This is a genomic window from Salinibacterium sp. UTAS2018 (genome assembly GCF_004118935.1).
Classification (GTDB): domain Bacteria; phylum Actinomycetota; class Actinomycetes; order Actinomycetales; family Microbacteriaceae; genus Rhodoglobus.
On sequence record NZ_CP035375.1, the window covers coordinates 1,966,894 to 1,993,580 of the forward strand.

At 61.7% G+C, this 26,687-nt stretch carries 28 protein-coding genes; 8 read left to right on the forward strand and 20 right to left on the reverse strand.

The window, feature by feature from the left end; translation table 11 throughout:
• Nucleotides 1-2: 2 nt before the first annotated feature.
• From ESZ53_RS09345 to ESZ53_RS09355, 3 genes are all read left to right on the forward strand, one after another.
• The gene (locus ESZ53_RS09345; protein WP_129072577.1) at nt 3-1,271 is read left to right on the forward strand and encodes an ABC transporter substrate-binding protein; all 1,269 of its coding nucleotides are present in this window, start codon (nt 3-5) and stop codon (nt 1,269-1,271) included.
• A 101-nt stretch (nt 1,272-1,372) separates the two neighbouring features.
• Entirely contained in the window at nt 1,373-2,254 is an 882-nt protein-coding gene (locus ESZ53_RS09350) for a carbohydrate ABC transporter permease (RefSeq protein WP_129072578.1), read from the forward strand.
• A complete protein-coding gene (locus ESZ53_RS09355; protein ID WP_246837280.1) occupies nt 2,251-3,147 on the forward strand; it encodes a carbohydrate ABC transporter permease in 897 nt (298 codons plus the stop codon). Before ESZ53_RS09350 ends, ESZ53_RS09355 begins: the two co-directional genes overlap by 4 nt.
• 74 nt (nt 3,148-3,221) lie before the next feature.
• Here ESZ53_RS09355 and ESZ53_RS09360 read toward each other — a convergent pair whose 3' ends face one another.
• The gene (locus ESZ53_RS09360; protein WP_129072579.1) at nt 3,222-4,520 is read right to left on the reverse strand and encodes an ATP-dependent RecD-like DNA helicase; all 1,299 of its coding nucleotides are present in this window, start codon (nt 4,518-4,520) and stop codon (nt 3,222-3,224) included.
• A gap of 95 nt (nt 4,521-4,615) precedes the next feature.
• Between ESZ53_RS09360 and ESZ53_RS09365 the strand changes: the two genes are divergently transcribed.
• Nucleotides 4,616-5,662 (forward strand): hypothetical protein, encoded by a 1,047-nt coding sequence (locus ESZ53_RS09365; RefSeq protein ID WP_129072580.1) that lies wholly within the window; start codon nt 4,616-4,618, stop codon nt 5,660-5,662.
• Between the two features lie 37 nt (nt 5,663-5,699).
• Here the strand turns inward: ESZ53_RS09365 and ESZ53_RS09370 are convergent, their stop codons facing one another.
• The 9 genes from ESZ53_RS09370 to ESZ53_RS09410 form a co-directional block, all read right to left on the reverse strand.
• Entirely contained in the window at nt 5,700-7,661 is a 1,962-nt protein-coding gene (locus ESZ53_RS09370) for a cytochrome c oxidase assembly protein (RefSeq protein WP_210403787.1), read from the reverse strand.
• Nucleotides 7,662-7,783: 122 nt separating this feature from the next.
• Nucleotides 7,784-8,074 (reverse strand): HU family DNA-binding protein, encoded by a 291-nt coding sequence (locus ESZ53_RS09375; RefSeq protein WP_100387826.1) that lies wholly within the window; start codon nt 8,072-8,074, stop codon nt 7,784-7,786.
• Nucleotides 8,075-8,146: 72 nt separating this feature from the next.
• Nucleotides 8,147-8,452, reverse strand: a complete 306-nt coding sequence (rpsN, locus tag ESZ53_RS09380) for a 30S ribosomal protein S14 (RefSeq protein ID WP_129072581.1) — start codon at nt 8,450-8,452, stop codon at nt 8,147-8,149.
• A gap of 2 nt (nt 8,453-8,454) precedes the next feature.
• On the reverse strand, nt 8,455-8,622 hold the full coding sequence (rpmG, locus tag ESZ53_RS09385; RefSeq protein ID WP_009773536.1) for a 50S ribosomal protein L33: 168 nt from the start codon (nt 8,620-8,622) through the stop codon (nt 8,455-8,457).
• Nucleotides 8,622-8,858: a 50S ribosomal protein L28 gene (gene rpmB, locus ESZ53_RS09390; RefSeq protein ID WP_129072582.1), complete on the reverse strand. Its 237-nt coding sequence runs from the start codon at nt 8,856-8,858 to the stop codon at nt 8,622-8,624. Before rpmB ends, rpmG begins: the two co-directional genes overlap by 1 nt.
• A gap of 160 nt (nt 8,859-9,018) precedes the next feature.
• Nucleotides 9,019-9,402 carry a Fur family transcriptional regulator gene (locus tag ESZ53_RS09395; RefSeq protein WP_129072583.1) on the reverse strand — a complete coding sequence of 128 codons (384 nt, stop codon included), beginning with the start codon at nt 9,400-9,402 and terminating at the stop codon, nt 9,019-9,021.
• A gap of 10 nt (nt 9,403-9,412) precedes the next feature.
• Nucleotides 9,413-10,324: a metal ABC transporter permease gene (locus ESZ53_RS09400; protein ID WP_129072584.1), complete on the reverse strand. Its 912-nt coding sequence runs from the start codon at nt 10,322-10,324 to the stop codon at nt 9,413-9,415.
• The gene (locus ESZ53_RS09405; RefSeq protein WP_129072585.1) at nt 10,321-11,169 is read right to left on the reverse strand and encodes a metal ABC transporter ATP-binding protein; all 849 of its coding nucleotides are present in this window, start codon (nt 11,167-11,169) and stop codon (nt 10,321-10,323) included. Before ESZ53_RS09405 ends, ESZ53_RS09400 begins: the two co-directional genes overlap by 4 nt.
• Nucleotides 11,170-11,182: 13 nt before the next feature.
• On the reverse strand, nt 11,183-12,190 hold the full coding sequence (locus ESZ53_RS09410; RefSeq protein WP_129072586.1) for a metal ABC transporter solute-binding protein, Zn/Mn family: 1,008 nt from the start codon (nt 12,188-12,190) through the stop codon (nt 11,183-11,185).
• A gap of 153 nt (nt 12,191-12,343) precedes the next feature.
• Here ESZ53_RS09410 and ESZ53_RS09415 point away from each other — a divergent pair, with 153 nt between their 5' ends.
• Nucleotides 12,344-13,597, forward strand: a complete 1,254-nt coding sequence (locus ESZ53_RS09415) for a D-arabinono-1,4-lactone oxidase (protein ID WP_129073573.1) — start codon at nt 12,344-12,346, stop codon at nt 13,595-13,597.
• 4 nt (nt 13,598-13,601) lie between these two features.
• Here ESZ53_RS09415 and ESZ53_RS09420 read toward each other — a convergent pair whose 3' ends face one another.
• The 5 genes from ESZ53_RS09420 to hisC form a co-directional block, all read right to left on the reverse strand.
• Nucleotides 13,602-14,744: an AI-2E family transporter gene (locus tag ESZ53_RS09420; RefSeq protein WP_129072587.1), complete on the reverse strand. Its 1,143-nt coding sequence runs from the start codon at nt 14,742-14,744 to the stop codon at nt 13,602-13,604.
• A gap of 70 nt (nt 14,745-14,814) precedes the next feature.
• Nucleotides 14,815-16,218 carry a dihydrolipoamide acetyltransferase family protein gene (locus tag ESZ53_RS09425; RefSeq protein WP_129072588.1) on the reverse strand — a complete coding sequence of 468 codons (1,404 nt, stop codon included), beginning with the start codon at nt 16,216-16,218 and terminating at the stop codon, nt 14,815-14,817.
• 14 nt (nt 16,219-16,232) lie between these two features.
• Nucleotides 16,233-17,210: an alpha-ketoacid dehydrogenase subunit beta gene (locus ESZ53_RS09430; RefSeq protein WP_129072589.1), complete on the reverse strand. Its 978-nt coding sequence runs from the start codon at nt 17,208-17,210 to the stop codon at nt 16,233-16,235.
• Complete coding sequence (locus ESZ53_RS09435; RefSeq protein ID WP_129072590.1) at nt 17,210-18,325, reverse strand: thiamine pyrophosphate-dependent dehydrogenase E1 component subunit alpha; 1,116 nt, start codon at nt 18,323-18,325, stop codon at nt 17,210-17,212. The genes ESZ53_RS09430 and ESZ53_RS09435 overlap by 1 nt, the downstream gene beginning before the upstream one ends.
• 24 nt (nt 18,326-18,349) lie before the next feature.
• Nucleotides 18,350-19,420: a histidinol-phosphate transaminase gene (hisC, locus tag ESZ53_RS09440; RefSeq protein WP_129072591.1), complete on the reverse strand. Its 1,071-nt coding sequence runs from the start codon at nt 19,418-19,420 to the stop codon at nt 18,350-18,352.
• A 62-nt stretch (nt 19,421-19,482) separates the two neighbouring features.
• Between hisC and ESZ53_RS09445 the strand changes: the two genes are divergently transcribed.
• Nucleotides 19,483-19,878: a phage holin family protein gene (locus tag ESZ53_RS09445; protein ID WP_129072592.1), complete on the forward strand. Its 396-nt coding sequence runs from the start codon at nt 19,483-19,485 to the stop codon at nt 19,876-19,878.
• Here the strand turns inward: ESZ53_RS09445 and ESZ53_RS09450 are convergent.
• Nucleotides 19,875-21,302 (reverse strand): hypothetical protein, encoded by a 1,428-nt coding sequence (locus ESZ53_RS09450; RefSeq protein ID WP_129072593.1) that lies wholly within the window; start codon nt 21,300-21,302, stop codon nt 19,875-19,877. The genes ESZ53_RS09445 and ESZ53_RS09450 overlap by 4 nt on opposite strands.
• Complete coding sequence (locus ESZ53_RS09455; protein ID WP_129072594.1) at nt 21,292-21,552, reverse strand: hypothetical protein; 261 nt, start codon at nt 21,550-21,552, stop codon at nt 21,292-21,294. The genes ESZ53_RS09450 and ESZ53_RS09455 overlap by 11 nt, the downstream gene beginning before the upstream one ends.
• A gap of 125 nt (nt 21,553-21,677) precedes the next feature.
• Between ESZ53_RS09455 and ESZ53_RS09460 the strand changes: the two genes are divergently transcribed.
• Together ESZ53_RS09460 and purB are read left to right on the forward strand one after the other, a co-directional pair.
• Complete coding sequence (locus tag ESZ53_RS09460; protein ID WP_129072595.1) at nt 21,678-22,208, forward strand: low molecular weight protein-tyrosine-phosphatase; 531 nt, start codon at nt 21,678-21,680, stop codon at nt 22,206-22,208.
• Between the two features lie 8 nt (nt 22,209-22,216).
• Nucleotides 22,217-23,608: an adenylosuccinate lyase gene (gene purB, locus ESZ53_RS09465; RefSeq protein WP_129072596.1), complete on the forward strand. Its 1,392-nt coding sequence runs from the start codon at nt 22,217-22,219 to the stop codon at nt 23,606-23,608.
• 109 nt (nt 23,609-23,717) lie between these two features.
• Here the strand turns inward: purB and ESZ53_RS09470 are convergent, their stop codons facing one another.
• Genes ESZ53_RS09470 through ESZ53_RS09480 form a run of 3 tightly spaced genes read right to left on the reverse strand, consistent with a single transcriptional unit; the run spans nt 23,718 to nt 26,615 of the window.
• Nucleotides 23,718-24,473, reverse strand: a complete 756-nt coding sequence (locus ESZ53_RS09470; RefSeq protein ID WP_129072597.1) for an ABC transporter ATP-binding protein — start codon at nt 24,471-24,473, stop codon at nt 23,718-23,720.
• Nucleotides 24,470-25,636 carry an iron chelate uptake ABC transporter family permease subunit gene (locus tag ESZ53_RS09475; protein ID WP_371683528.1) on the reverse strand — a complete coding sequence of 389 codons (1,167 nt, stop codon included), beginning with the start codon at nt 25,634-25,636 and terminating at the stop codon, nt 24,470-24,472. Before ESZ53_RS09475 ends, ESZ53_RS09470 begins: the two co-directional genes overlap by 4 nt.
• Complete coding sequence (locus ESZ53_RS09480) at nt 25,629-26,615, reverse strand: ABC transporter permease (protein WP_129072598.1); 987 nt, start codon at nt 26,613-26,615, stop codon at nt 25,629-25,631. The genes ESZ53_RS09475 and ESZ53_RS09480 overlap by 8 nt, the downstream gene beginning before the upstream one ends.
• Between the last annotated feature and the right edge of the window lie 72 nt (nt 26,616-26,687).

Sequence of the window (26,687 nt, forward strand, 5' to 3'; positions counted from 1 at the left end):
TCATGCCCGTCACGAGAAAGAAGACTCTCGCTACTGTCGCTGCCCTCAGCGCCACAGCCCTGATCCTCACCGGTTGTTCTGCCGGCGGTGAAGGCTCCGACGACAACGTACTCCGCATCGCCATGGGCTCCCCCGGAGAAGCCCAGATTCGCGTCTGGGACGACGTTGCCGCCCAGTTCGAGGCCGCCAACCCCGACGTGACCGTCGAAATGAACTACCAAGACGACGATCTGTACCAAACCATTGGGCTGCCCAACCTGCTCAATGGCCGCAACGCTCCCGACATCTATTTCGAGTGGGCAGGCGCACGGCTCGAACAGCGTGCCGCTGATGGTTTTGCCGCCGACCTCACCGATGCCGTGACCTCCGGCCCCATCGCTGGCCTCTTCGACGACGAAGTCTTCACCTCGCTCACCGTCGACGGTGCCGTCGCGATGGTGCCTCACTCGGCCGACGTCACCAACGTGCTCTGGTACAACGAAGACCTCTTCGCGGATGCCGGACTCACCCCGCCCACCACCTGGGACGAACTGCTCGCCACGTGCGACGCCCTTGATGCTGAGGGAATCATCCCCATCGCCTCGGGCAATAAAGATCTCTGGGCGGCAGGTAACTGGCTGGCCCACCTCACGTCGCGCGTTGTGGGCGAGGACGCCTACAGCTCAGCTCTCGCCGGCGAAACCGATTTCAACACCCCGGAGTGGGTCGAAGCCTTCGGTTACGTCGAAGAACTCGCCGACCACAGCTGCGTCAACGAAAGCGTGAATGCGGTTGACGACAACGAAGGCGCGCAACTGTTCTTCCAGGGCAAAGCCGCCATGCATGCCATTGGCTCCTGGCTTGTCAGCTGGGCAATCGACGAGGCACCCGACCTCAACTTCGACTACGTCAACCTCCCCGCCATGCCCGGCGAAGGAAACCAGGAGAGCGTGATCGGTGTTGTCACCGGCTACGTCGTCAATGCCAAGAGCACGAAACAGGATGAGGCAGCAGAGTTCCTCGCGTTGCTCAACAGCGACGAGAACGTTCAGCAATTCATCGGAGCAGAACTCACTCCGATGACACTCTCGGCGGCATCCGGCGAAGACATCGACTCGCGCACCGCGTCGCTCACTTCGCTCCTGGAGACTGCCCCGGCGATCGTTCTCCCGCCCGACAACGGGTATGACCTCGAGACCGCCAACGCCCTATACGCAGCCCTTGCTGAAGTGCTCGGTGGTCAGACCTCTCCGGCGGATGCCGTTGCCGGCATAGATCAGAAGCTCGGCTAGCTACGACTCGCTAGTTAGCCGCCCCGCTAGCTAGCCCCTCCCTCTGGTCGTCCGTCACCCGAAGGCGGACGACCAGTTCTCTCTTTCGAAGGGATCTCCCCATGAAGCCGAACCGTGCGGTAACCCCGTATCTGTTCGTGGTGCCCGCCATGGCGGTCTTCGGCTTTGCGGTGCTCTTCCCCGTGATCATGACGGTCGCGTACAGCTTCACAGAGTGGAACGGCTACGGCACCATGGTGTTCGTCGGCATCGACAACTACCTCAAGGCCGCTAACGACGCGCTTTTCCGCGACTCGTTCGTGCACGTTCTCATCTACATCGCCATCACGATCGTGTTGGAGGTCGTCGTTGGCCTCGTTCTCGCTGGCCTCGTGAGTGTGCACCGCCGCGGCTCGCTCTGGTTCCGCGTCGCCATCTTCACCCCCGTCATGTTGCCCATGGTCGTGGTGGCCGTGCTGTGGGCTTTCGTTTACAACAACGACTTCGGTCTTCTCAACGCTGCACTACAGACTCTGGGCCTTGATAGTCTCCAACGGGTCTGGCTCGGTGATCCCGCCACGGCGCTGATCGCGGTCAGCGTGGTGTCCGGTTGGGTATATGCCGGTTTCTACATGACTATTTTTTATGCTGCCTTCAATCAGGTGCCGGCCGAGGTGATCGAGGCTGCTCGACTCGATGGCGCGAACGAATGGCAACTCTTTCGCCGCGTGAAGGTACCGATGATTCGCAATGCGATCACCGTCGCGCTCTTACTCTGCATTACCGGCGGCTTCCAAGGCTTCGATCTCTTCTACGTCATGACCAACGGTGGCCCATACGGCGCCACCGAGATCCCCACCACCTACCTCGTGAAGTCTGTATTCAGTTTCCAGAATGTTGGCTATGGCTCTGCGATGGCGGTCGTGCTCACTGCTGTCGTCGTTGCTTTAGGCCTGGTCTTTCTGCGAGTGAATCGTGAGAAGCCAGAGGACGTGCGCTCATGAGCGTGACCAAACGCACAGCACCCTCCGCCGCACAGCGACCCCCCGGTAGTCGGCATCATGCCGGGCGCACGACTCCCCTGCGCTTACCCGATGTGCTCTTCACTGCTGCCCTAGCGGTCATCGCCGTGGTGTTCTTTTTCCCCATGCTCTGGATGGTGTTCTCCAGCTTCAAATCAAACTCCGCGATCTTCGCGACTCCCTTTGCGCTGCCGACCGAGATCGACTTCGGTCGTTGGGTGGAGGCCTTCGAGGTTGGTCATATCGGCCAGTACGCGCTGAACAGCATCATCGTCACGGGCGCTTCGGTGCTGGGCATCCTACTGTTCGGGGCCGCCGCAGCGTTCGCCTTCAGCCGTTACCGCTTTCGCGGTCGTAACCTTCTCATGGGGTTACTCGCCCTGGGCTTGCTGTTGCCCCTGCAGTCGTACTTCATTGCCCAGTCGACCCTGTTCACCCAGCTGGCCATTACCGACACCCGCTGGGCACTCATCATCCCGTACACCGCCATGGGCTTACCGCTGGCCGTGTACTTGCTCAAGGTCTATCTGGATGCCGTACCCCATGAACTCTTCGAAGCCGCGCGAATCGACGGCGCTAGTGACCTGCGCGTCTTCGGATCGATCGCTCTGCCGCTTCTTCGCCCCGGTCTCGCGACGGTCGCCATCTTCTCGGCGCTCTCAAGCTGGAACGAGTTCCTGCTCGCGCTGCTCTACATTCAGGATGACGCGCTCAAGACGATTCCTACTGGACTGCTCGCATTCTCCAGCCGGTATGTAACCGACTACGGGCTGCTCTTCTCGGCGCTCTCGATCGTGACGCTGCCGATGATTGTGATCTACATCGTCTTCAATAAGCAGATCGTGGAAGGCATCACGGCTGGCAGCGTGAAGTAGCCGAACGTAGCACCGCACGAACGCGAAAGCGGGGGGAGTGCGATCCCAACCCGGGGGAGCGCTAGCCCAGTCCGCTACGCCTGAATGGCGGGAATGGGCTTCGATCGCGACATGAAGCGCACCACGTTTTCATCGACGATGATGTCGCTCGGGCGCAGCGGACGCGTGAGGTACAGCCCCTCAAGCCGGCTGATGCGACTGAGTGCAACGTAGGTCTGGCCCGGTGCGAACGAACGTGGCCCGAGATCGACAATCGCGCTGTCGTAGGTCTTACCCTGCGACTTGTGGATCGTCACGGCCCACGCCAGGCGCAGCGGAAACTGCGTGAACTCGGCCACGACATCTTTACGCAGCGCTTTGGTGCGCGCCGAATACGAATACTTGAACTTCTCCCAGACAGCGGGCTTCACTTCGTAGTCGCGCCCGTCGATCTCGACCCAAACGGTGTCGGCGACTTTAACCACGGTGCCAACGCTGCCGTTGACCCAGCGCTGAGTGCCGCCCTCTTGCGTGTCGTTGCGCAAGAACATCACTTGAGCACCGACCTTGAGCTCAAGGGCTTCGTCGGCCGGGTATGCGCGCCCGCCAAACTCTCCCGAGATTTGCGCTTTGGCGGTGAGCACTCGACCGGGAAGGCGGGCGAGCGCCGAGGCGTTGATGCGTGTCACGGTGCTGTTCGTGGTCGCCAGCGTTATCGTGCCGTCGTTCGGCGCGGGGCGAGCACCGACGGAATTCAGGCGGGCCGCGATCTCGGCGGTGACGCCATTGTGACGCACCGCATTGAGCATGTACTTGAACTCATCCTCATGCTGGCGGTGGATGCTCGTGAGTTCGTAAATCGTCAGGTCGGTTTCTTGCCACACGAGAGCGTCAAAGAACCAGATGGAGCGGTAGCGGTCTTCAAAGTACGCGCGTTCGTCGGGGTCACCCGGAACCGGAGCGAGTTGATACGGGTCGCCGAAGAGCACGACCTGCACGCCGCCGAACGGTTCCTTCTTGCGTTGCCGCGCTTGACGCAGACTGCGGTCGATCGCGTCGAGCAGGTCGGCATTGACCATCGAGACTTCGTCAATGACGAGCGTCTCGATCGTGTTGAGCAACTTGCGCAGTTGATCAGTCTGTTCGAGCTCGTGGTCGGCGATGACGCCAATAGGCAAACGAAACAGCGAGTGAATCGTCTGACCTCCCACATTGAGCGCGGCGACCCCGGTGGGTGCACAAATCACTATCTGCTTGGAGGTGTTGTGCGCCAAATGGTTAAGGAGCGTGGATTTACCAGTGCCCGCCCGCCCCGTAACAAAGAGGTTCTCGCGCGTCGTCTCGATGGCAGCGAAGACGGCTGCTTGCTCGGGCGCGAGGGTTATTGTGGACACTCAATCACCCTAATGCTGCTGATGGCCTCGACTGTGCCTGCGCGCCGCATTCTGTGTGCAGGAGATCTCTCACCTCAGCGGTTTAGGATGTGTGAATGCGTCGCGAGCTTGTCACCTGGTCTATCGTGCTCGGGCTGATCATTGTTGCCTTCATCACGACAGTTCTCATCGTGAACTCCACGCTGTTCAGTGCGGGTGGCTTTGTGCGCAGCTATCTCGGCGCTCTCGCCCGCCACGACATGGCATCCGCCTTGCAGATCTCCGACATCCAGCTGCCTGAAGAGTTCGGCGCTTCGTCGGATGATGGCGCGGGCGCAACCCCCATCGACACCACCGGCGCCGGCTCGATGCTGCTCGCCGGTTCGCACGATCTCTTGCGACCGTCGGCACTCAGCACCCTCGACGACATCGAGCTCGTCGACCGCACAATCAACGCGGATGGCACCGAGACCGTGACGTTCGATTTCGTTCTCGATGGAACGGCTTCCAGTTCGACCTTCACGGTTGAGCGCGATGGAACGAGCTTCGGGGTGTTCGCCGACTGGAAGTTCGTCACCCCACCGCTCGAGATCGTTCGGCTCACCGTCACGAACTCTCAAGAGTTCTCGGCTAATGGCTCTGAATTCGTCACACCGAGTTTCGGCGCCGCCGCACCCTATGTCGTTCTCACCCCCAGCAGTTTCGAGATCAGCCACACTTCCGCGTTTCTCAAGGCTGATCCGATCATGGTTTCCGCGGTCGAGCCCGGGGCCACCGTGCGTGCGAACCTCGAGGTCGTCGCGAACGAAGCAATGGTGTCTCACGTGCAACGCGAGGTAAACGATTACCTTGACGAATGTGCCACCCAGGTTGTTCTTCTGCCCACGGGATGCCCCTTCGGCCAGCCCATGTCGAACCGCATCGTGACCTCGCCCGAATGGAGCATCGCGAATTACCCCGCGGTCTCACTCGTTCCCGGCTCCGAAGCGGGAACCTGGCTCATGCCCACGACGGATGCCGCCGCCCACCTCAAGGTTGATGTGCGATCGATCTTCGATGGTTCGGTCTCCACCTTCGACCAAGACGTTGACTTCACCTCGAGCTACCTCGTTACCCTGATGCCGGATGACGAGTTACTCGTCACGGAGCAGTTTCCCAACTAGCGAGCATCCGCCCCGCTAAGAATTCGTTATTCAGCGGTTAGCGCTTAGCGAGCATCTCGTTGTAGGCATCCAGTTCGGCATCGCCGTCGCGATCGGCCTTGCGGTCGTAGCGAACCGAGGCGCGGCCGTCGCTGCGGCGCCACATGATGGCCACCGCAATCGCGAGGGCGATCGTGGGGATCTCGCCGACGCTCCAGGCGATACCGCCTCCGATGCGCTGGTCTTCAAGCGCGCTCACGCCGGTATCCCAGCCCATCGCGCCGTACCAGTCGGCCAACAGCAGCCCGGTGCCGGTCATGAGGCCGAGGCCAAAGAACGCGTGGAACGCCATCGTGGCCAGCAGAATCAGCAATCGGATCGGGAAAGCCGGTCGGTGTGGTGACGGGTCGACTCCGATGAGCGCCTGCACGAACAGGTAGCCGGAGGCCAAGAAGTGGATGATCATCCACTCATGCCCCACATGGTCGGTCGACGCCCAGCGGAATAGCGGCGTGTAATAGAACACCCACAGTGAGATCACGAAAATAGCGGCGGCGACGACCGGATGCCCGATGACGGCCAAATACCGCGAGTGCACGATCAGCAGAATCCACTCGCGCGCTCCGCGGCTGCCGTCGGTGCGCTTGCTGATCGCGCGCATCGCCAGCGTCACGGGAGCGCCCGGAACCAGCAGCACGGGAATCATCATGCCGAGCGTCATGTGCCCGAGCATGTGCATCGAGAAGAGGTAGCCCTCGTAGACGTTTACGCCGCCGTTGGTGATGTAGAACAGCAACAGCATCCCGAGAACCCAGAACACCGTGCGGTGAACCGGCCAGCTGTCGCCGCGCTTGTGCAGTCGCCAGACCCCCGCGAGGTAGAAGAAGATCGCAAAGGCACAGATGAGTACCCAGATGAGGTCAAAGCTCCAGAGGGTAAAGAGATTGACGGCAGTCACAGGCGGCGGCAACGGAGACCCGGTGAGGTAGGCCGCGGGGGAGGAGTCGGGCACATCGGCGGCCACAATCTCGGGAACGGGAGTGGGTGTCGTAGCCAGTGCAGCGGCAGCGCCCGAAGCGAGGCCCATGAAAGCGAGCTCAGCGGTGACGATCCACCAGAACCATCCGCGTTCCTTGCGTGGGCTGGCTTCGAGCCTGCCGATCGCATAGTTGCGGTACACGGCACCGAAGAGCCCCATGACGATCAAGGCAAATACTTTAACGAGCACGAGGATGCCGTAGGGCGACAGTAGGTTCGCTAAGTTTTCGACGCGAATTTCTGCACTCACATACCCGGAGGCAGCGACCACGATGAAGCTCACGAGCGCGATGCTCGAGTAGCGACGCAGCACGATCGCGAGGCGATCCTTGCCCAGGGCGGGGCGGGCTACCGCGATGGCGAGCAGCCCTCCGAGCCACAGGGCGGCGAAGACGAGGTGCAGGTAGATGGCGCTCGTGGCGGCGTCGTGATCTGCCGTTCCGCCGCTGTGGCCCTGAAGCGCCATGGGGATGAGGCCGGCAACGGAGAGCACGAGAACGAACACGAGGGCGCTCATATTGCGCACCGCAAAGCACAGAACGGTCACAACAGCCGCTATGAGCACTGTGGCGAGCCAGGCTTGACCGAGTTCGGTGACCGTCAAAAAGCTGGCGAGAACGTCACCAAAGGCGCTTGAGAGGTCGATGGGCTGGTTGCGCACCGCCAAGAACGTGAAAAAACCCGTGAAAGCGGATGCCACGGCCCAGACGGCAGCGCCGGCGGCGGCGAAGTCGAGCGTGAGCGTGAATTCGTCACGCTTCGGGCTCATCGCGAAGATCGCGATCATGAGCGCACCAATAGTGGCAGCGAGCCCCAAGTTCACGAATAGCTTGGAGATGGGCAAGCCCCACCGCACGACGGCGCCGGGGTCAAGCAGAATCGGAGCTTCTGCTCCGCCGCCGAACCGCAAACCTGCCACCACCACGATAAACGCGACGATGATCAGCAGGGCGGGACCGGCTATCCGGCTGATTCGTAACACGCTTCAAGAGTACTCGCGGTTATCCGAGAGTGTGCCCAGCGGCCACCCACCGCGGCGTTCGCCCCTCAGCCATGCAAAAAGGGCGGCATCCCGCAGGATGCCGCCCTTTTCAAAGTTGCTACTTAGCCCTTGGCTGCTGCCTTGAGCTTGCTGCCTGCACTGAGCTTGACGCCGTGGCTGGCCTTGATCTCGATGGCTTCACCCGTCTGCGGGTTACGGCCGGTACGAGCCTCGCGGAAGGTACGCTCTGCAGCCATCCATCCGGGGATCGAAACCTTGGTTCCTTCGCCGACCGACTTGGACAGCACGGAGAAGAAAGCGTCAACGACGCCGGAAACGGCAGCCTGGCTCTGGCCAGACTCTGCGGCAACCGCCGCTACGAATTCAGTACGGTTTAGCGACTTGTCAGCCATAAGGTGGTCCTCCTCGGACGTAGTGCAGTTAGTTGTTCCGAAACGTTAGAAAACGTCGGAACCGCTTGGAATCTACCAGCTTGACTTGGTAATTCCGGGCAACTCGCCCCGGTGAGCCATTTCACGGAAGCGAACACGGGAAACACCGAACTGCTTGAGGTATCCACGGGGACGGCCGTCAATGGCGTCGCGACCGCGTACGCGGATCGGCGAAGCATCGCGGGGGAGCTTCTGAAGTCCGAGGCGTGCTGCCTCGCGTGACTCGTCAGTTCCGTTGACGTCAACGAGAGCCTTCTTCAGCTCGAGACGACGCTCGGCGTAACGCGCAACGATAACTTTGCGCTGTTCGTTCTTTGCAATCTTGCTCTTCTTAGCCATGTTTAGCGCTCCTCGCGGAATTCAACGTGCTTGCGAACCACCGGGTCGTACTTCTTGAGTACGAGGCGGTCGGGGTTGTTGCGACGGTTCTTGCGCGTCACATAGGTGTAGCCCGTTCCAGCAGTGGAACGAAGCTTGATGATCGGACGTACGTCCTGTGCCTTTGCCATTAGATTTTCTCCCCACGTGCAAGGAGGTCCTTGACAACGGATTCGATGCCACGAGCGTCAATAACCTTGATGCCCTTTGCGGACAGCTGAAGCGTTACGTTGCGGCGAAGCGACGGTACGTAGTACGTCTTCTTCTGGATGTTCGGGTCGAAACGGCGCTTGGTGCGACGGTGCGAGTGCGAGATTGCGTGTCCGAAGCCGGGAATGGCGCCGGTCACTTGGCAGGTTGCTGCCATGGTGATACTCCTGTTCTAGTTACCGTAAGGACTAAGCCTTACCCAAGATCACTTGTCGGCACACACACTGCATTCTTCTTGAGCCGTGTTTTCACGCGGTTTCAATCAGGGTGGGATGTGTCTGCGAGAGCGGAAGATACCGCTCGATCAACGGTATATGTTACGTGCTAGAGCACGCCGGGCACAACCCGAAGACGTCAACAATGTGATGCGGTTGCGTAAAACCGTGTTCGGAGGCGACGTTCTTTGCCCACTCTTCAACGGCATCCGCCTTGATTTCGACCGTGGTTCCGCAATTGCGGCAGATCAAATGGTGGTGGTGCGAGTCGGGCGTGCACGCGCGGAACAGACTCTCGCCGTCTTGCTGCAGTGAATCGGCGTCGCCGGCTCCGGCTAGGTCAGCCAAGGCGCGATAGACCGTGGCGAGCCCGATTGAGCTACCGGCGTCGCGCAGGGCCGTGTGCAGCGCCTGAGCGCTCACGAAACCCTCTGACTCAGTCAGAGCATCCCGCACCGCTTCTCGCTGCCACGTATTGCGCTTCATAGCGACCATTCTAGCTTTTGCCTGCTGGGCTAGCGGTGATCAATTCGGCTCCGGATGCGCGGCTCGCGGTGCGGCGGCCGCCCCGGTTGCGACGCACCGCGATGATGCGACACACGATGTAGATCAGGAACGAAATAGTCGTGATGTACGGGCTGATCGGCAAGGAGCCGCCGATCGCGAGCAAAACGCCACCGGTCGCCGACACAAAACCGAAGATCATGCTGAGCACGGGTACGAGCCTCGGCGACGACGACACCTGCATCGCAGCCGCGGCTGGCGTCACGAGCAGCGCCATCACCAGGAGAGCTCCAATAATCTGCACCGCCACCGCGACCATGAGACCCAGCAGCACCATGAATCCGAGCGAAAGCAGGCGGGAAGGAACGCCGCGAGCGCCCGCAACCTCCGGATCGAGGCTGTCGAACGTCAGTGGACGCCACACGACAAAGAGGGCGGCCAGTACCACGACGCTGATCACGATCAGCAGTCCGAGTTGCTCGCTGTCTACCGAAATGATTTGCCCGGTGAGGAGGCCAAACTTGTTTCCACTGCGTCCGGGATAGAGCGCCAGAAACAGGATGCCCAAACCCATACCGAACGGCATGAGTACGCCAATGATCGAGTTTCGATCGCGAGCCTTCGCCCCGAGCATCCCGATCAGAATCGCAGCAACAAGGGAGCCCGCGATCGAACCCGCGACAACGTTGACCCCGAACAGTAGCGCGGCGGCAGCTCCCGCAAAGGAGAGTTCGCTGATGCCGTGCACCGCAAACGCCATGTCTCGCTGCATGACGAAGACGCCGATGAGCCCGCCCGCGATGCCGAGCACCGCGGCGGCAATCAGGGAGAAGCGCACCAGGTTGAGCAATTCGCCGTAGTTGGTGAAGTTGACGACCTGACCCCAGAATTCGTCGAAGGTCATTCGCTCTCCTCCTCGTGGTGGTGATCGCCGTGCGGCGTTCCGGCCACGATAACGCGGCCCCCCACGCGCACGACCTCGACGGGTGTGCCGTAGAGCTCGCTCAGCACTTCGCTGCGCAGCACTTCATCAGGCGTGCCAATGGTGAACTTGCCACCGGCGAGGTACAGGATGCGGTCAACCATGCTCAGAATCGGGTTCACGTCGTGCGTAACAAAAATGACGGCGGTGTCGTGCTCGCGACGGCGGCGGTCGATCAACTCAGACACGCCACGCTGATGCTGCAGGTCGAGGCTGAGCAGCGGTTCGTCACAGAGCAGCAGCACTGGATCGGCAGCGAGGGACTGGGCGACCCGCAAGCGTTGCTGCTCGCCGCCCGACAGCGAACCGAGGGGCTGGCCTGCGTAGCTGGTGGCCCCCACGTCAGCGATCAATTCGTCGACGCGGTCTTTCACAGCGCGGGGGAGGGTCGGGAATCCGAAACGGTGCCCGTTGACTCCGAGAGTCACGAGATCTCGCCCTCGTAATGGAGTGCCGGGGGCGGCAAGTTTTTGTTGAGGAATGTAGCCGATGCAGCGATCGCCGCGGCGAACCGGATGCCCGGCCACCGTGATCGTGCCCGAGTCGAGCTTCTGCTGGCCAAGAATCGTCTTCAGCAGGCTCGATTTTCCTGAACCGTTGGCTCCCAGAATCGCCAGAAACTCTCCGGGCGCGACATCGAGGTTCAGGTCTGACCAGAGAGTGCGCGCGCCAAAGCCGAGCACCCCATCGCGGATGCTCAACACGGGAACTGCCGCGGACGCCGAAGCATCCGCGGCAGAAGCCGGTGTAGTGGCTGTAGCACTCACAGCGTTGCCATAGTTACGGGACAAGTACCACCGCGAGTGAATCCAAGTTTGAAGACATCCATTGAATGTAGTTTGCACCCTCGGGCAGCGTCTCGGTAAATGACACCACGGGGAGGCCTGCTGCTTCGGCCGCTTCGCGGACGCGCTCAGTCTCGGGGCTTGCGGTCTGCTCGTTGTAGGCCAAGAGCGCAGCATGACCGGAATCGATCAGCTCAAGCACCTCAAGTAGAGCGGCCGGGGGAACATCCGAACCCTCTTCAATGGCCTCGGTGAACTCAGGCGACGTGTCATCGTGGAGACCGACCGCTTCGAGCAGGTACACGGCAACAGGCTCGGTTACCGCAGCACCCTTACCCTCCGCGCTCTCGGCGATGGTGTCAGCCTGGCCTTCGAGTCCTTCAAGGTCTGTAAGGAACGCGGCGAGGTTAGCTTCGAAAGCGTCGCTGTTCTCGGGGCTCAGCTCAATGAGCTCTTCGCTGATGTGTTCAGCAACGTGCTCGATAGCGTGAAAGCTGTACCAAATGTGCTCGTTGAAGCCCTCGATGTGGTCGTGGTCTTCGTGACCCTCTTCATCGGCATGCTCGTCTTCGTCAGCGTGCTCGTCGTGATCGTCGCCGTCTTCCTCAAGCAGGCCAGAGGCGTCCACCGCATTGATGAGAATGGCGCCTGAGCCCGCCGCTTCGTACAGGGCTTCAGCGAAGGGGTCGTAGCCGCCGCCGTTGAGCACAACAAGCTCGGCTTCGGAGACAGCCAGCTGGTCGCGGGCGGATGCTTCGTAGCTGTGGGGGTCTTGGGCCGGGTTGTCGATCAAGCTAGTGACCGACACGGCGTCGCCGCCCAGCGTGGAGACGAGATCTCCGTAGACACTGGTGGAGGCAACGACGGCAATTGTGCCGTCGTCTTCGGCGGGCTCGGTGGTCGAGCATCCGGCGAGGGTCAGCGCGGAGACCGCGAGTACGGCTCCGGCGGTCAGCGCGCGCGAGCGCGGAGTGACAGAAAAAGCAGAGGTGAGGCGAGACAAGAGAGTGTCCTTCTAAAGCTGTAGCTGATAGCGGTAATGAGATTCGTTATCAATAGAATACACGCGGACGAGGATGACGGCGAATCAGCCGACATCCATCACTGCTGGCTACGCTCAAAGAACTCTGTGATGGGCACGGAAAGAGGGCGCGTGATGTCACCAAAAAACACCAACTGGGCCGGCAACCTCAGCTACGGTGCCGAAACGATCGAGCAGCCGACCACCGTGACCGAGGTACAAGCGCTTGTGGCCCGCTGGCCCCGCGTTCGAGCGCTCGGCACCCGACACTCCTTCACCGACATTGCGGATACCGCCGGCGCACTGATCAGCCTCGCCGGCCTCGACCCTGACATCCAGATCGACGAGGCGTCGCTCACCGTGAGCGTCACCGGGGGCACCAGTTACGGCATCCTGATGGCCGAACTGCAGCAGCACGGGTTCGCTCTGCACAACACGGGGTCGCTCCCGCACATCTCCGTGGCCGGAGCCACCGCTACCGCAACCCACGGCTCCGGAGACGGCAACGGCATCCTCTCCACCGCCATCGCCGCGCTCGAACTCGTCACCGCTGATGGCTCGCTCGTGACCGTGGACCGCTCCAGCGATGACATGCCAGCGCTAGCGGTGGGCCTGGGGGCGTTCGGGATCATCACGCGCGTGACCCTCGACATCCAGCCCAGCTATGTTGTGCGCCAAGACATCTACCGGTTCGCCCCGTGGGAGACCGTGCTCGAACAGTTGGACGCCGTGATGGCCAGCGCCTACAGCGTGAGCCTTCTTGCCGACTTTGCGAGCCCTACCGTGGCCCAGATCTGGCTCAAGACGCGTCTGGGCGCCGGCGCTGAACCACCGCTGGCATCCACTCTGTTCGGCGGCGCCTGGTACGACGACTCAGAAGAAGGCCCGAGCGAACATGTAAACCCACGCGCAAGCGTGCCTGGCCCGTGGTCAGAACGGATGCCGCACTTTCGTCTCGACGGCCAGCCTTCCAACGGCGGCGATGAGTTGCAGAGTGAGTACTACGTGGCACGAGAGCACGGCGTTGAGGCGCTGCAGGCGCTGCGCGCTCTCGGCGCCCAGATCTCGCCGCACCTGCTGATCTCAGAGATCCGAACGGCCGCCGCCGACTCCCTGTGGATGAGCCCCGCCTACGAGCAGGATGTGCTGTGCATCGGCTTCACGTGGGCGAAGCACCCGGCCGAGGTCACGGCGCTACTGCCGGTGATCGAGCAGGCGCTCGCGCCCTTCACACCGCGGCAGCACTGGGGCAAGCTGTTTCACTACGGCGCCGATGTCATCCGCGAACGGTTCCCGCGAAGCACAGACTTCGTCAGCGTGCAGCGCGAGTACGACCCGCGCGGCAAGTTCTGGAATCCGTTTCTCGAACGAACCCTCGGGCCGCGCTAGCGCGCTACTTCTTCTTTTTCGCCTTCTTCGGAGCAGAATCGAGATCAGGCTTGTGGCCCTTTTCGTTCCACGTCTTGAGAATCGCCCAACCGACCGCAGCGATCGGCACGGCCAATACGGCGCCCACGATGCCGCCGAGGATCGTTCCGGCGGTCAACGCCACCAAGATGACCAACGGGTGGATGCTCAACGACTGCGCCATGACGACGGGCTGCAAGAAGTTGCCCTCGAGCTGATTGACCAACACGACGATGCCCAGCACGATGAGCGCCACGACCCAACCGTTGGTCACGAGAGCGACAACGGCGGCCAAGATGCCGGCGACCGTGGCACCGACGAGCGGGATGAACGCGCCCAAGAACACAATGACTGCAAGCGGCAGCGCCAGCGGAACCTGCAAAATGAGCAGCCCGATCCCGATACCGAAAGCGTCAACTGCCGCGACCGTTGCGGTGCCGCGGACGTAGCCGCCCAGGGTGCGTACGGCGGTGTGACCGATGCGGTGTCCGCGGGCGAGGCGTTCGCCTTCGAGCGGGCGAAGGAAGAACTCCCAGATGCGGTCGCCGTCTTTGAGGAAGAAGAAGAGGATGACCAGGCCAAGCAGAATCCCCGTGACCACCTGAGCCGCTGCGGACACGCCCTGAATCGCACCGAGACCAAAGGTGGCGCTCGTCACGAAGTCGATGACTGCGTTCCACGCGTCGTCGAGGGCGGTCTGATCAATGGGGAAGGGACCGTCGAGGGCAAAGTTCTTGAGCTGCTCGAAGCCCTCAACCGCCGAGTCAGAAAGCTCCGACCACTGGTCCTCCACCGCAAAGACAACGGCCGTGACCAGTCCACCAAACACTGCGATGCCGCCCAGCAGGGCAATCCACGTCGACAGGGCGCGGCCAACGCCGCGGCTACGCATCCAGACCACGACCGGTGTTGCGGCTGCAGCGAAGATCAGCGCGATCAGCACCGGGATGACCACGAGTTTGAGCTGCGTGAGCGCATACACGATCACCGAGATGAGCGTCAGAAGCAAGAGAACCTGCAGGGCCCGGGTCGACCACGCGCCCAGACGATCCGTCCAGAGTTGTTCAATTCCAGGGCGCGTCGAATCGGATGCTGGCTCTGCCGCCGACGATTTCTTTCGGAAGATCATGCGGCTACATTACCTACCGCTTCACCTGTTGTGGTGAAGCTGAGGCCCGTTGCTGCCGAACGCTCAGCTGCTAGTCGAGCAGCAGAGCAGGTTCTTCGAGCACACTCGCGAGGTCGGCCACGAAACGGCTGGCGACATCCCCATCAACAATGCGGTGATCGAAGCTCGCACTTACGGTCGTCACGTAACGGGCCCGCACTTCGCCATCGACAACCCACGGCTTCTGCTTGATCGTGCCCATCGCAACAATCGCCGCTTCACCCGGGTTGATGATGGGGGTTCCCGTATCCATGCCGTACGAACCGAGGTTAGTGATCGTGATCGTGCCGTTCGACATTTCGGCGGGTTGGGTTTTGCCATCGCGTGCCGTCAGCGTGAGCTGTTCGAGGGCCTTGGCGAGCTCGAGCAGGCTCAGTTCTTGGGCATCCTTGATATTCGGAACGATCAGTCCCCGCGGCGTTGCCGCAGCGATACCGAGGTTTACGTAGTGGTGAACGGTGATCTCTTTATCGGTCCAGCTCGAGTTCACGGTCGGGTTGCGACGCACAGCCCAGTTCACGGCCTTCGCCATGATTAATAGCGGACTCACACGCACGCCAGCAAAGTCGGTGGAACTCTTGAGGCGCTTCACGAACTCCATGGTTCGCGTGGCATCCACGTCTGTAAAGACGCTGACGTGCGGTGCAGTAAAGGCGCTGTGAACCATTGCCTTCGCGATTGCCTTGCGCACACCCTTGACCGGAATGCGCTCTTCGCGTTCGTCACCCCACTCCGGGGTTTCGATGTTGCGGAAGACACTCGCTTGCGACGCGTGACGAATCACGTCTTCGCGGGTGGTCTCACCAGCCAAACCTGTCGCCTCGACCTCGGCAAGCTCAACGCCCAAGTCTTTGGCGAGCTTGCGAATCGGGGGCTTCGCAATGATCGGGCTTGCGAACGAAGCGGGGACGGATGCCGGACGCGGCTTCGAAGGAGCACTGGCGGCAGCGACATCCTTCGCCGGCTGCGCACCCTTGCGACGACGCGAGCTGACATGCCCGCCGGTGCCGTAGCCCACGAGCACTGCCCCTGGCTTGTCGTCTTCGCTGGCAATAGTCGATGCCGTGTCAGCGACAGCGGCGGCAGCGTCATCCGCTGCACTGCTGGCGGCGCCACCCTCAGAACCGACGTCAGACATCAGGCCGTGGCTTTCGTCTTCGCCCGAGCCGGGCGCGGTCAGCTCAACCGAGCCTCCGACGGACTGCACGCTGATGATCGGGGTGCCGACTTCCACGGTCGCGCCCTCTTCAACAAGCAGCTTCTGCACGGTGCCGGCGAACGGCGAGGGCAGCTCGACGAGCGACTTCGCGGTCTCAATCTCGACGAGCACCTGGTTGACGGTGATCTCGTCACCGGGCGCAACCTTCCACGAAACGATCTCGGCTTCAGTCAGCCCCTCGCCCACATCGGGGAGAGGAAATTCAGATACGGCCACGGGGGCCTCCTTCGTCAGTAGGCCAATGCCCGGTCAACAGCATCCAAGATGCGGTCAACGCTGGGCAAGTACACGGATTCCAGCTTGGCGGGAGGGAACGGGAGATCGTAGCCACTCACGCGCAGCACAGGGGCTTCAAGTGAGTAGAACGCACGCTCGGTTACCGTGGCGGCAACCTCTGAGCCCACGCTGACATTCCCGGGTGCCTCCTGTACGACAACGACGCGGCCCGTTTTTTGGGCGGATGCCACAATCGGGTCGTAGTCGATGGGGGAGAGCGATCGAAGGTCAACGACCTCGATGCTCGTGCCTTCTTCGGCAGCGAGTTCCGCCGCCTGCAACAGGGTGGAGACGATAGCGCCGTGACCCACGAGCGTCACTTCGGTGCCTTCGCGAACTACCCGGCTGGCGTGAGTGGCGATGCCGCTCGACTCGCGGTCGACCTCGCCCTTCTGCCAGTAGCGCGACTTGGGCTCGAAGAACATAACAGGGTCATTGCTGGCAATGGCCTCTTGAATGAGCCAGTACGCGTCGTGCGGGGTGGCCGGGCTCAGCAGGCGCAGACCGGGAGTGTGTGCGAAGTACGCCTCCGGGCTTTCCTGGTGATGCTCAACCGCGCCGATGTGACCGCCGTAGGGAACACGAATCACGACGGGCATCTGCAGCGTGCCCTCGTGACGGGCGGTCAGCTTGGCCAGTTGAGACGTGATCTGGTCGAAGCCGGGAAAAATAAAACCGTCGAACTGAATCTCACACACGGGGCGGAATCCGCCCATCGCGAGCCCGACCGCGGTACCCACGATGCCGGACTCTGCCAGCGGAGTATCGAGAACGCGCTTATCTCCGAACTCGGCCTGCAGCCCTTCGGTGACGCGAAAGACGCCGCCGAGCGGCCCAATGTCTTCGCCCATCAGAAGAACGCGGTCGTTCGCGCTCAGGGCGGCACGCAAACCCTCGTTGAGAGCCTTCGCCATTGTCATGGTTTCAGTCATTAGTTGCCCTCCTCAAACGATGCCTCGAAGTCGGCGAGCGCTTGGCGCTGCGCATCCATCACGGGGTGAGGGTCGGAATAGACGTGGTCGAAGAGCGTCGAGGTAGCCGGAACTGGCAGCTCGAGAATGCGCTTACGGATATCGGCGGCGAGGTCGTCGCCTTCCGTCGCGAGCTCGTCGAAGAAGCTTTGGCTCGCGCCGCGGGCCCGGAGGAACGTTTCGAAGCGAGTGATGGGGTCGCGCTGGGCCCAAAACTCGAGCTCGCTGTTGTCGCGGTACTTCGAGGGGTCGTCGCTCGTGGTGTGGGCACCCATACGGTAGGTGAGGGCCTCGATAAAGCGGGGTCCCTCGCCGGAGCGGGCGGCATCCAAGTTGGCTTTGCTCACGGCGAAGCTCGCGAGAACGTCGTTGCCGTCGATTTGAACGCTCGGGATGCCGAAGCCTTCGCCGCGCAGGTACAGCGGCGTGCGCGACTGGCGTGACACGGGAACCGAGATTGCCCAGTGGTTGTTCTGCAAGAAGAAGACTTGCGGGGTTTGGTAGCTCGCAGCGAAGACCATTGCTTCGCTCACGTCGCCCTGGCTTGTGGAGCCGTCGCCGAAGTAGACCATGACGGCGGCGTCCTTCTCGGGGTCGCCGGTTCCGCTGCGGCCGTCAAGGCCCATTCCCATGGCGTAGCCCGTGGCGTGCAAAGTCTGCGAGCCAATGACGAGCGTGTAGAGGTGGAAGTTGTCGTGATCTTTCGGATCCCAGCCACCGTGGCTGAGGCCGCGGAACATCGAGAGGATCGTGATGGGGTCGACGCCGCGCATGAGCGCGATGACGTGTTCTCGGTACGAAGGAAAAAGGTGGTCTTGGGGCTTCGCGGCAAGCGCTGACCCCACCTGGGCGGCCTCTTGACCGTGGCTCGGAACCCAGAGGGCGAGCTGGCCTTGACGTTGCAGGTTGGCGGCTTCGATATCGAAGCGGCGCATGGTCACCATGTGGCGGTGAAACTCCTGAAGCGCGTCATCACTGAGCTTGTCGACATACGGGAGGTACTGTTCGCTGGCATCGCTGTGAACGAGCGTGCCTTCGGGAGACAGCAGCTGAACCGTCGCGGCGGTATAAGACATTCGACTAATCTAACGCGGCTCGGGTCAGTTCGTTTTCCGTGAAGCCACAACCTCTTGGGCTGCTCTTAGGAGTTTCTCCACAGATTCTGCTTCACCGACGCTGATTCGCAGGCCTTCGCCGAGGGCGCGAACGACGATGCCGTGGCTGCGGAAAACCTCGGCGGCCCAGTCAGTTACTGCCCCGGTGGGTAACCAGACGAAGTTGCCGTTGGGCGTTGGCACCGACCAGCCCTGCTCGGCGAGCCCCGCCACGATCCGTTCGCGCACCTCGTTAATGCGGCTCACGCGCTCTAACAATTCATCTTCATGTTCGAGGGATGCGGTGGCCGCTTTTTGAGCAAGCTCCGTGACCGAGAGCGGAATTGCTACCGCTCGCGCCGCATCCATTACGTATTCGGGGCCAATGGCGTACCCAATACGCAGGCCGGCGAGGCCATAGGCCTTGGAGAAGGTGCGGAGCAGAACGAGGTTCGGGTATCGGCCGACGAGGGTTTCTCCTCGAACCGCGTCGGGGTCGGTCACGAACTCGCCGTAGGCCTCGTCGAGAACGACAAGAACGTTCTCGGGAACGGTGGCCATGAATTCGCGGAATTCGGCATCCGTCACGACGGTGCTGGTGGGGTTATTGGGGCTGCAGACAATGACGACACGAGTGGATGCCGTAATAGCGGCGCTCATAGCCGCTAGGTCGTGCCGGTGGTCGGCCCGATTCGCGACCTGCACGCTCGTGGCACCAGCCGCGGATACCAGCAGGGGGTAAGCCTCGAAGCTGCGCCAGGCGTAGATGACTTCATCACCGGGGGCGGCGGCAGCGCTCACGAGTTGGGCGAGCACGGCAACGGAACCGGCTCCCACTTGCACACTGTCGGCGGTGACTCCGAAGCGTTCTGCTAGCTGCGTGCGCAGTTCGAGGGCGGATGCGTCGGGGTAGCGGTTGATCGAATGCGTCGACAACTGCGCCAGCACCGAGGGCAGCGGCTCGTAGGGGTTTTCGTTGGAGGACAGCTTGAAGGAATCCGCGGTGGCGGGCGCGCCCTGACGGTAGGGCACGATGGCGGCGATTTCGGGGCGGAGCTGTACTCGTTTGCTGGTCACGTCACCAGCCTAGATGCGCGTAACCATTGCGGCGTGCTAAATAGGTGCTGCATAGTTGAGGCATGAGAATCGTCGTGCGCTTGCTGATCAATGCTCTTGCTTTGTGGCTTACAACGGTGGTTGTCGCCGGGGTCGAAATTGTCCCCTTTGCTCCCGGAGGAACTCTTGAGGTCGTGCTGACCTTCTTGCTGGTCGCCGCCGTCTTCGGAATCGTCAACGGCGTGCTCGGTAACCTCATCCGCATTGTTGCCTTCCCGCTCTACGTTCTGACTCTTGGGCTGCTCGCGCTCGTGGTCAACGGCCTTCTGCTCCTTCTCACTAGCTGGATCTCGGGCCTCTTCGGCTTCGGTCTTGTCGTGAACGGCTTCTGGTGGGGCGTGCTCGGCGCTCTCGTGCTTGGTCTCATCAGCTGGTTCATCGGCATTCTCGTTCGCCCGATTGTGGGCAAGCGCCACTAAGGCTTCACCCGCTCAAACTCGTAGCTCGTCACCGTCGTTGACGCATCAGCGTAAACTTTCGGCGTCAGTTGAGCGATTACCGCCCGCAGCTCCTCGCTATCGTCGCTGTCCATGAGGCGCGCGGTTTCGCGATATTCGCTGAGCTGATGCGCGGGAGCCAGAACCCCTTCGGGTAGTTCTCTCCCGCCGAATGCTTCCCGGGTCACGACTGTTGCGTGCTGGTTATCCTGGGGGCCGCCCACCGCGGGAACGATGTCGTCCTCATGCTCGACGAGAACGGTATCCACGGTGACTGGAATGGGAATCTGGCCAGTGTTACCTCCGAAACTGAGCACTCCCGTGACGTTGAAGTCACCCGACGCCGCGATCAACGCCGCGACAGCCGCACCCTGTGAGTAGCCGTTGATGACCACCTCGCTTTCAGCGGTGATTCCCGCTTCCGCCATCGCTCTCAGTACGGCTTTCAGCGCGGCCGCCTCCTGACCCGCGGCTAGGTTGACGTTGCTTGAACCATCAAAAGGCTGCGCGGAGTCGCCGAACGCGAAGTCCACCGTGCCCCCGATATACAGTTCGAACGTGTCCTCTTCCCCGGGGCGCGACGTCGTTTCGATGCTTACTTGAAACGGGCTTTCATCGGTCGGTTGCGGGATTCGCTCCGCTCGCTCCTCCACGGTCTGCGCCGGCTTCACGGATGACGTGTCACTCTTGCTGACCAGAGCCACGGGGGTTTCGGCCATCTTCCCGGCCAATCCCGCAATGCGTCCGACGCCAGCCGCTGATGACGACAGTCCGATCACTCCGGTGGTGCTCAACAAGCCCACAAGCACCGGCGGCAAGCCCGCAGCCCCGGCAACAATCTCGTCGACATTCATCACGCCGAAGCGCACCGTCTGCACGAAGAGCGGATCTGAAATTAAGGTGTTCAATCGCGCCATGAACTCCTTGTCGGCCATCAACTCGGCGGGCTGGCGGCCTGTCACCATTGCTGCCGCGGCGAAGCCGAGCACTACCGGCACTCCAACAAGCGTCACGCCCAGCACCGCGAGGTGTTTGGGAAAGAGGAATCCAAAGAGCGCCGCGGCTTCAGCAGAGAACTTACGAGTCAGCCCCTCTGCAAATGCCTCCGCCAGGCCGTAGCTGTCGGCGGCAAATCGCACCAAGCCGCTCAGCCGCTCAGCGCGATCCGCCACTGCGTGGAGCTGAGTAAAAGCGCATTCAAGATCGTTCTCCGCAAGGGCGGCAGCGGTGGGGATGCCGAGCGACACTAGCTGATTGGTCGTCAGCCGGGCATCCACCATCGAGATCGCTCCCGCAATATCGCGGGACATGCCTGCCGTACGCTGAAGCGCGCTCGCACTGACCAGCATTTCCGTGGTTGAGACAGCGGTGCTGCCCCCGCCCGAAATGGTGAGGCTATCCGACATGGAAACCCATTTGGGTAGCCGCGAGTACGGTGCGGGAGTACGCCGCCTCGAGCAGGGTGCGCACAACGGCCAGCTCTCGGTACAGGTCAAGAACCCCCGCATCGAACAGTTGCTGAGCAGGCCCGCACCAGTCGATGCTGGCGTCAGGGAGGAGGCCTCTGACATACGTCAGGCGTTCAAGAATCATCCGGAGTTGTTGAGCTTGAAAGTTGAGGGCATCGTGAGCCATCGCATTCGGGGGAGTCGTCATTTCCTACCTTTCGAGAAGACAACTCTCGCTAAACGCCAGCCGTCCCGAATCCTGCCAGCAGGTATCGGGGAGGAGAATCCGGCGGCCGTCCCTGTTGAGGAGGCGAAACTGCGACACAATGAGGCATGACCTTCGAGCGAGCATCCGATCACTCGACCGCGTTCTCGATCTGTTTCGTGTGCACCGGAAATATTTGCCGGTCTCCGATGGCCGAAGCTGTCTTTCGAGACCTTGTGGCGAAAGCTGGCCTCGAGGGCCGCATCGCGGTGACATCCGCCGGAACAGGCGACTGGCATGTGGGCGAGCCGGCCGACGATCGCACCATCGATGCGCTTGCCGCACGCGGCTACAATGGTTCTGGGCATCGCGCCCGCCAGTTCGACCCCGAATGGTTCAGCAAATTCGACCTCATCGTCGCGTTTGATCGAGGACAGGAACGAATTCTGCGCACGTGGGCACCCAACGATCAAGACCGATCGAAAGTGCAGCCCATGTTGAGCTTTGACAGCGAACTCGCTCCGCTCGTTGACGTGCCAGACCCTTACTATTCGGATGCCGCACTCTTTGATCATGTCCTCGGCATGATCGAGCAGGCGTGCGGCTCGCTTTTTCGTCAGATCACGCCAGGAATCTCGGCATCCACCGCACACAACTAGGGAGCCCCATGAGCCCGTTGCCCGTTCAACCACTGAGCCCCCTCGATGGCCGCTACCGCCCCGCCGTTTCGGCCTTGGGGGAGCACCTCTCCGAGGCCGGCCTCAACCGGGCCCGCGTGCACGTTGAAGTCGAATGGCTGATCTTCCTCACGAGCAAAAGTCTCTTTGGCTCGAGCCCGCTGAGCGCCGACCAAATCACCGCCCTGCGCGCCTTCGCCACCGATTTTGGCCAAGAGCAGATCGATGAACTCGCTCGCCTCGAAGCCACGACCCGCCACGACGTCAAGGCCGTCGAGTATCTGGTGCGCGCCAAGCTCGACGAGCTGGGCCTCACCGCGATCGCAGAACTCACTCACTTCGCGGCCACGAGCGAAGACATTAACAACCTCTCCTACGCGCTCACCATCTCGGATGCCGTACGTGAAGTGTGGCTGCCCAAGTTCCGTACCGTGCTCGATGCGCTTCGCGCGCAGTCCGAGCTCATGCGCGACAACGCGATGCTCGCTCACACCCACGGTCAGCCGGCGACGCCGACCACCATGGGCAAGGAGTTCGCGGTCTTCGTGTACCGTCTCGACCGCATCCTGACTCGCATCGAAGGCATCAGCTACCTCGGCAAGTTCAGCGGAGCGACCGGCACGTTTGCTGCTCACCTCGCGGCAGACCCTGAGCAGAACTGGCCAGCCCTCTCGAAGGAGTTCGTGGAGTCGCTCGGGCTCGACTGGAACCCGCTGACCACGCAGATCGAATCGCACGACTGGCAAGTGGAGCTGTACCAAGCCACGAGTCACGCCAACCGCGTGCTGCACAACCTCTGCACCGACGTGTGGTCGTACATTTCGATGGGCTACTTTCGGCAGATTCCGCAGGCGGGCGCAACCGGTTCGTCGACGATGCCGCACAAGATCAACCCGATCCGCTTCGAGAACGCTGAAGCCAACCTCGAGCTCTCGAGCGCTCTTCTGGAGTCGCTCGCTCAGACTCTCGTGACCTCACGACTCCAGCGCGACCTCACCGATTCCACGACGCAGCGCAACGTGGGCGTCGCCTACGGTCACTCGCTGCTCGCTCTCGACAACATCGAGCGCGGCCTCAAGGAGATCGCCCTTAACCCGGTAGCTCTCGACGCTGATCTCGACAGCAACTGGGAGATCCTGGGCGAGGCCATCCAAACGGTCATTCGCGCCGAGGTCACCGCGGGCCGCAGCACCATCAGCGACCCCTACGCCATCCTCAAGGAACTCACGCGCGGCAAGCGCATCAACTCCGTCGACCTCACCGAGTTCATCTCGGGGCTCGACATTGGTGCGGATGCCAAGGCGCGTCTGCAGGCGCTCACGCCGGCCACCTATGTCGGCCTTGCGAGCTCGCTCGTCGACTACCTCGGCGACTCCAAGTAGTTCACGCTCTACAGCGAGCAACTCACGCTAAACAAAGGCCGGTCTCCACACGGAGGCCGGCCTTGTGTGATTGCGCTGCTCGACAGGGGCGCTGCAGACCCCTCGGGGCTTAGTAGTACACCGCGAGCGCGCCGTTAGGCCCGTCGATGACCTGCACCGGGGTATCGAAGATCCGGGTGAGCACGTCATCGGTCAAGATCTCAGCGGGCGTTCCGAACTCGGTGACTTGGCCATCCTTGACGGCGCAAATATGGTCAGCGTAGTGGCCGGCAAAGTTGATGTCGTGGAGCACGATGATGATGGTGCGGCCCAGTTCTTGGGCGGCGCGCTTCAGGTGGCGCATCATCTGCACCGAGTGCTTCATGTCGAGGTTGTTGAGAGGCTCATCCAGAAGCACGTATTCGGTGTCCTGCGCGAGCACCATGGCCACGTAGGCGCGTTGGCGCTGTCCGCCTGAGAGCTCGTCGAGGTAGCGGTCTTGCAAGCCTTCAAGGTTCAAAAAAGTGATGGAGTTATTGATCGCCACCTCATCCGCTTCGGTCAATCGGCCCTGCGAATACGGGAAGCGGCTGAACCCCACCAGCTGACGCACCGTGAGTCGGGCAATGAAGTGGTTCTCTTGGCGCAGGATCGCAATGATCTTGGCGAGGTCTTTCGACTTCGTCTTCGCGACGTCGTACCCCGCGACTTCGATGTGGCCGGAGTCGATCCCGAGCAGGCGGCCAATCATCGTCAGTAGCGTGGATTTGCCCGCACCGTTCGGGCCCACCAGCGCAGTGATGCCGCCCTCGGGGATCGTCAGGTCGACGGGGCCAATGGTGATTTCGTGGCCGTAGCTTTTTCCCACATTGTTCAGGGTGATCACAGGCGGCCCTTTCTCAGAATGACAATGAGGAAAACGGTTCCTCCGACAAGTTCAACGATGATCGACACCACTCCTTGCGCGTAGAACAGGTTCTTCATCACGAAGTACGCGCCGCCCAACACCACAAATCCGGCCAACACCGCGATCGGGAAGATGCGGCGATGGTCGTAGGTGTCCGCGAATTGGTAGGCGAGTGTCGCGACCAGAAACCCAAAGAAGGTCATGGGGCCGACGAGCGAGGTCGAGACCGCCATAAGAATCGAGACAAAGAACAGCACACGCATGATCTCGAAGCGGTAGCTGATTCCCAAGTTCGTGGCGGTGTCAGACCCCAGCGCGATGATGTTGAGGCGTCGGCCCTGCGAGAGCAGGAAGACGCCGGCCACCAAGCAGAGCACGAGCGAGATGGGCAGGTAGCTGGCATCCGCATTGGAGATGGACCCGAACAGGCGGGCTGTCAGGATGTCGAACTCGCTCGGCGTGAGCAGGCGCTGCATGAACGTCGACACTGCTCCGAGCCCGCCGCCGATGATGATGCCCACGAGCAGCATGATCTGCAGGTTGCCGTACTTTCCCGTGAGCAACCAGCCGTACAGCAGCAGCGAGAGCCCGACCATCAGCGCGATCTGAAGCAAAAACTGGGGGAGTCCCTGCAGAGCAACGATCCCTGCGATGCCCAAGAAGTACACGGATGAGGTCTGAACAGCCACATACAGAGACTCGAAGCCCATAATGGATGGCGTGAGAATCCGGTTGTTGGTCACGGTCTGAAAGCTCACGGTTGCTATCGCCTGACAGAAGGCCACGACGGCGATCACGATCACGTTGGTCGCGCGCAGCTCAGCAATGAGCCAGAACCCCTCGGTGCCCGCCGGCATTGGGTTGTCCCACGCCAGCAGGCCGACAGCGATCGCGACAGCAGCCAGGCTCAGGATGCTGAGGAGTATCCAGTAGCGGCGACGCGCCTTGACCGTGGGGAAGGGCCCCGTCACGCCGGGTGACGCAGACCCATTCTTTGCAACTCTCGCGGGCTTGGGCTTCTTTGGCGCCCTCGACAGCTTCACAAACTTGGGTTTCTTCGGGCCCGTGGGCTTCGTCACCGGGCGCGCCTGCGACACGACCTCGGTCGCAGGCGTCTCTTCAGCATCCACGGGACTATGCACGACGGCGCTGCTTCAACAGAAGGGCAATGAAGACGATCGCGCCCACGACACCCAAGATGAGCGACACGGGAACCTCAAACGGCATGATGATCGTGCGGCCGACAATGTCGCACACCGTCACGATCGCGATGCCGAGTAGGCACACCCAGGGTAGGTTGCTGCGCAGATCGTCGCCACGGAACATCGACACAATGTTGGGAACGATCAGGCCCAGGAACGGCAGATTGCCGACGACAACGGTCACGACTCCGGTGGCTACCGCAATAAGCGCGGTGCCGATGAGCAGAATCTGGTTGTAGTTCACGCCGACATTCGTCGCGATGTCTTGGCCGAGCCCTGCCACGGTGAGCCGGTCGGCGAACAGGAAGATCACGACCACGACGAGCGCGACGATCCAGAGCAGTTCGTACTGCCCGCGCATCACCGAAGTGAAGCTGCCGGCGAACCACACGGAGAGGCTCTGCAGCATGTCGGTCGAAAGAGCAATGTAGGTGGAAACGGCGCCAACGACTGAACCAAGCATGATGCCGACGATCGGCACAATCAGCGACGAGCGCAGGGTGACGCGGCGCAAGAAGAGAAAGAACACCCCGGTGCCGATGAACGCGGCGATGACGGCACCGGTCATGCGGGCGAGGATGCTGGCTCCCGGAAAGAGGATCATCACGGTGAGCAGTCCGAGGCCTGCCCACTCGGTAGTGCCGGTCGTGGTCGGTTCCACGAAGCGGTTCTGCGTCAGCAACTGCATGACGAGGCCGCTCATTGCCATCGCTGCACCGGCGAGCACGAGGGCAATCGTTCGCGGGACGCGCGTGATGCCGAACATTCTTTGGCCGTCATCCGCCCCGAAAATGTCGTAAACACCCGTGAAGAGCGAGGCAACCAACAGCAGCACAACGCCCACCGTCGCGAGCAGGAGTTTCCAGTCGAAGAGGGTGGTCGTGTTGGCGGGCCGCCGTCGGGCCAGTGTTGACGTCATCCGTGAGTGAGGGTTTCTGATTGAAGGCCAGAACCGTTCGGCGCTGAAGCTCGCCTGGGGCACGCTTCAGCG

Bases quoted from the DNA above. Each gene is read 5' to 3' on its own strand.
- ESZ53_RS09345 (WP_129072577.1), top strand. From the start codon at position 3: ATGCCCGTCACGAGAAAGAAGACTCTCGCTACTGTCGCTGCCCTCAGC.
- ESZ53_RS09350 (WP_129072578.1), top strand. From the start codon at position 1,373: ATGAAGCCGAACCGTGCGGTAACCCCGTATCTGTTCGTGGTGCCCGCC.
- ESZ53_RS09355 (WP_246837280.1), top strand. From the start codon at position 2,251: ATGAGCGTGACCAAACGCACAGCACCCTCCGCCGCACAGCGACCCCCC.
- ESZ53_RS09365 (WP_129072580.1), top strand. From the start codon at position 4,616: ATGCGTCGCGAGCTTGTCACCTGGTCTATCGTGCTCGGGCTGATCATT.
- ESZ53_RS09375 (WP_100387826.1), bottom strand. From the start codon at position 8,074: ATGGCTGACAAGTCGCTAAACCGTACTGAATTCGTAGCGGCGGTTGCC.
- rpsN (WP_129072581.1), bottom strand. From the start codon at position 8,452: ATGGCTAAGAAGAGCAAGATTGCAAAGAACGAACAGCGCAAAGTTATC.
- rpmG (WP_009773536.1), bottom strand. From the start codon at position 8,622: ATGGCAAAGGCACAGGACGTACGTCCGATCATCAAGCTTCGTTCCACT.
- rpmB (WP_129072582.1), bottom strand. From the start codon at position 8,858: ATGGCAGCAACCTGCCAAGTGACCGGCGCCATTCCCGGCTTCGGACAC.
- ESZ53_RS09395 (WP_129072583.1), bottom strand. From the start codon at position 9,402: ATGAAGCGCAATACGTGGCAGCGAGAAGCGGTGCGGGATGCTCTGACT.
- ESZ53_RS09400 (WP_129072584.1), bottom strand. From the start codon at position 10,324: ATGACCTTCGACGAATTCTGGGGTCAGGTCGTCAACTTCACCAACTAC.
- ESZ53_RS09415 (WP_129073573.1), top strand. From the start codon at position 12,344: ATGTCACCAAAAAACACCAACTGGGCCGGCAACCTCAGCTACGGTGCC.
- ESZ53_RS09420 (WP_129072587.1), bottom strand. From the start codon at position 14,744: ATGATCTTCCGAAAGAAATCGTCGGCGGCAGAGCCAGCATCCGATTCG.
- ESZ53_RS09430 (WP_129072589.1), bottom strand. From the start codon at position 17,210: ATGACTGAAACCATGACAATGGCGAAGGCTCTCAACGAGGGTTTGCGT.
- ESZ53_RS09435 (WP_129072590.1), bottom strand. From the start codon at position 18,325: ATGTCTTATACCGCCGCGACGGTTCAGCTGCTGTCTCCCGAAGGCACG.
- ESZ53_RS09445 (WP_129072592.1), top strand. From the start codon at position 19,483: ATGAGAATCGTCGTGCGCTTGCTGATCAATGCTCTTGCTTTGTGGCTT.
- ESZ53_RS09450 (WP_129072593.1), bottom strand. From the start codon at position 21,302: ATGTCGGATAGCCTCACCATTTCGGGCGGGGGCAGCACCGCTGTCTCA.
- ESZ53_RS09455 (WP_129072594.1), bottom strand. From the start codon at position 21,552: ATGACGACTCCCCCGAATGCGATGGCTCACGATGCCCTCAACTTTCAA.
- ESZ53_RS09460 (WP_129072595.1), top strand. From the start codon at position 21,678: ATGACCTTCGAGCGAGCATCCGATCACTCGACCGCGTTCTCGATCTGT.
- purB (WP_129072596.1), top strand. From the start codon at position 22,217: ATGAGCCCGTTGCCCGTTCAACCACTGAGCCCCCTCGATGGCCGCTAC.
- ESZ53_RS09480 (WP_129072598.1), bottom strand. From the start codon at position 26,615: ATGACGTCAACACTGGCCCGACGGCGGCCCGCCAACACGACCACCCTC.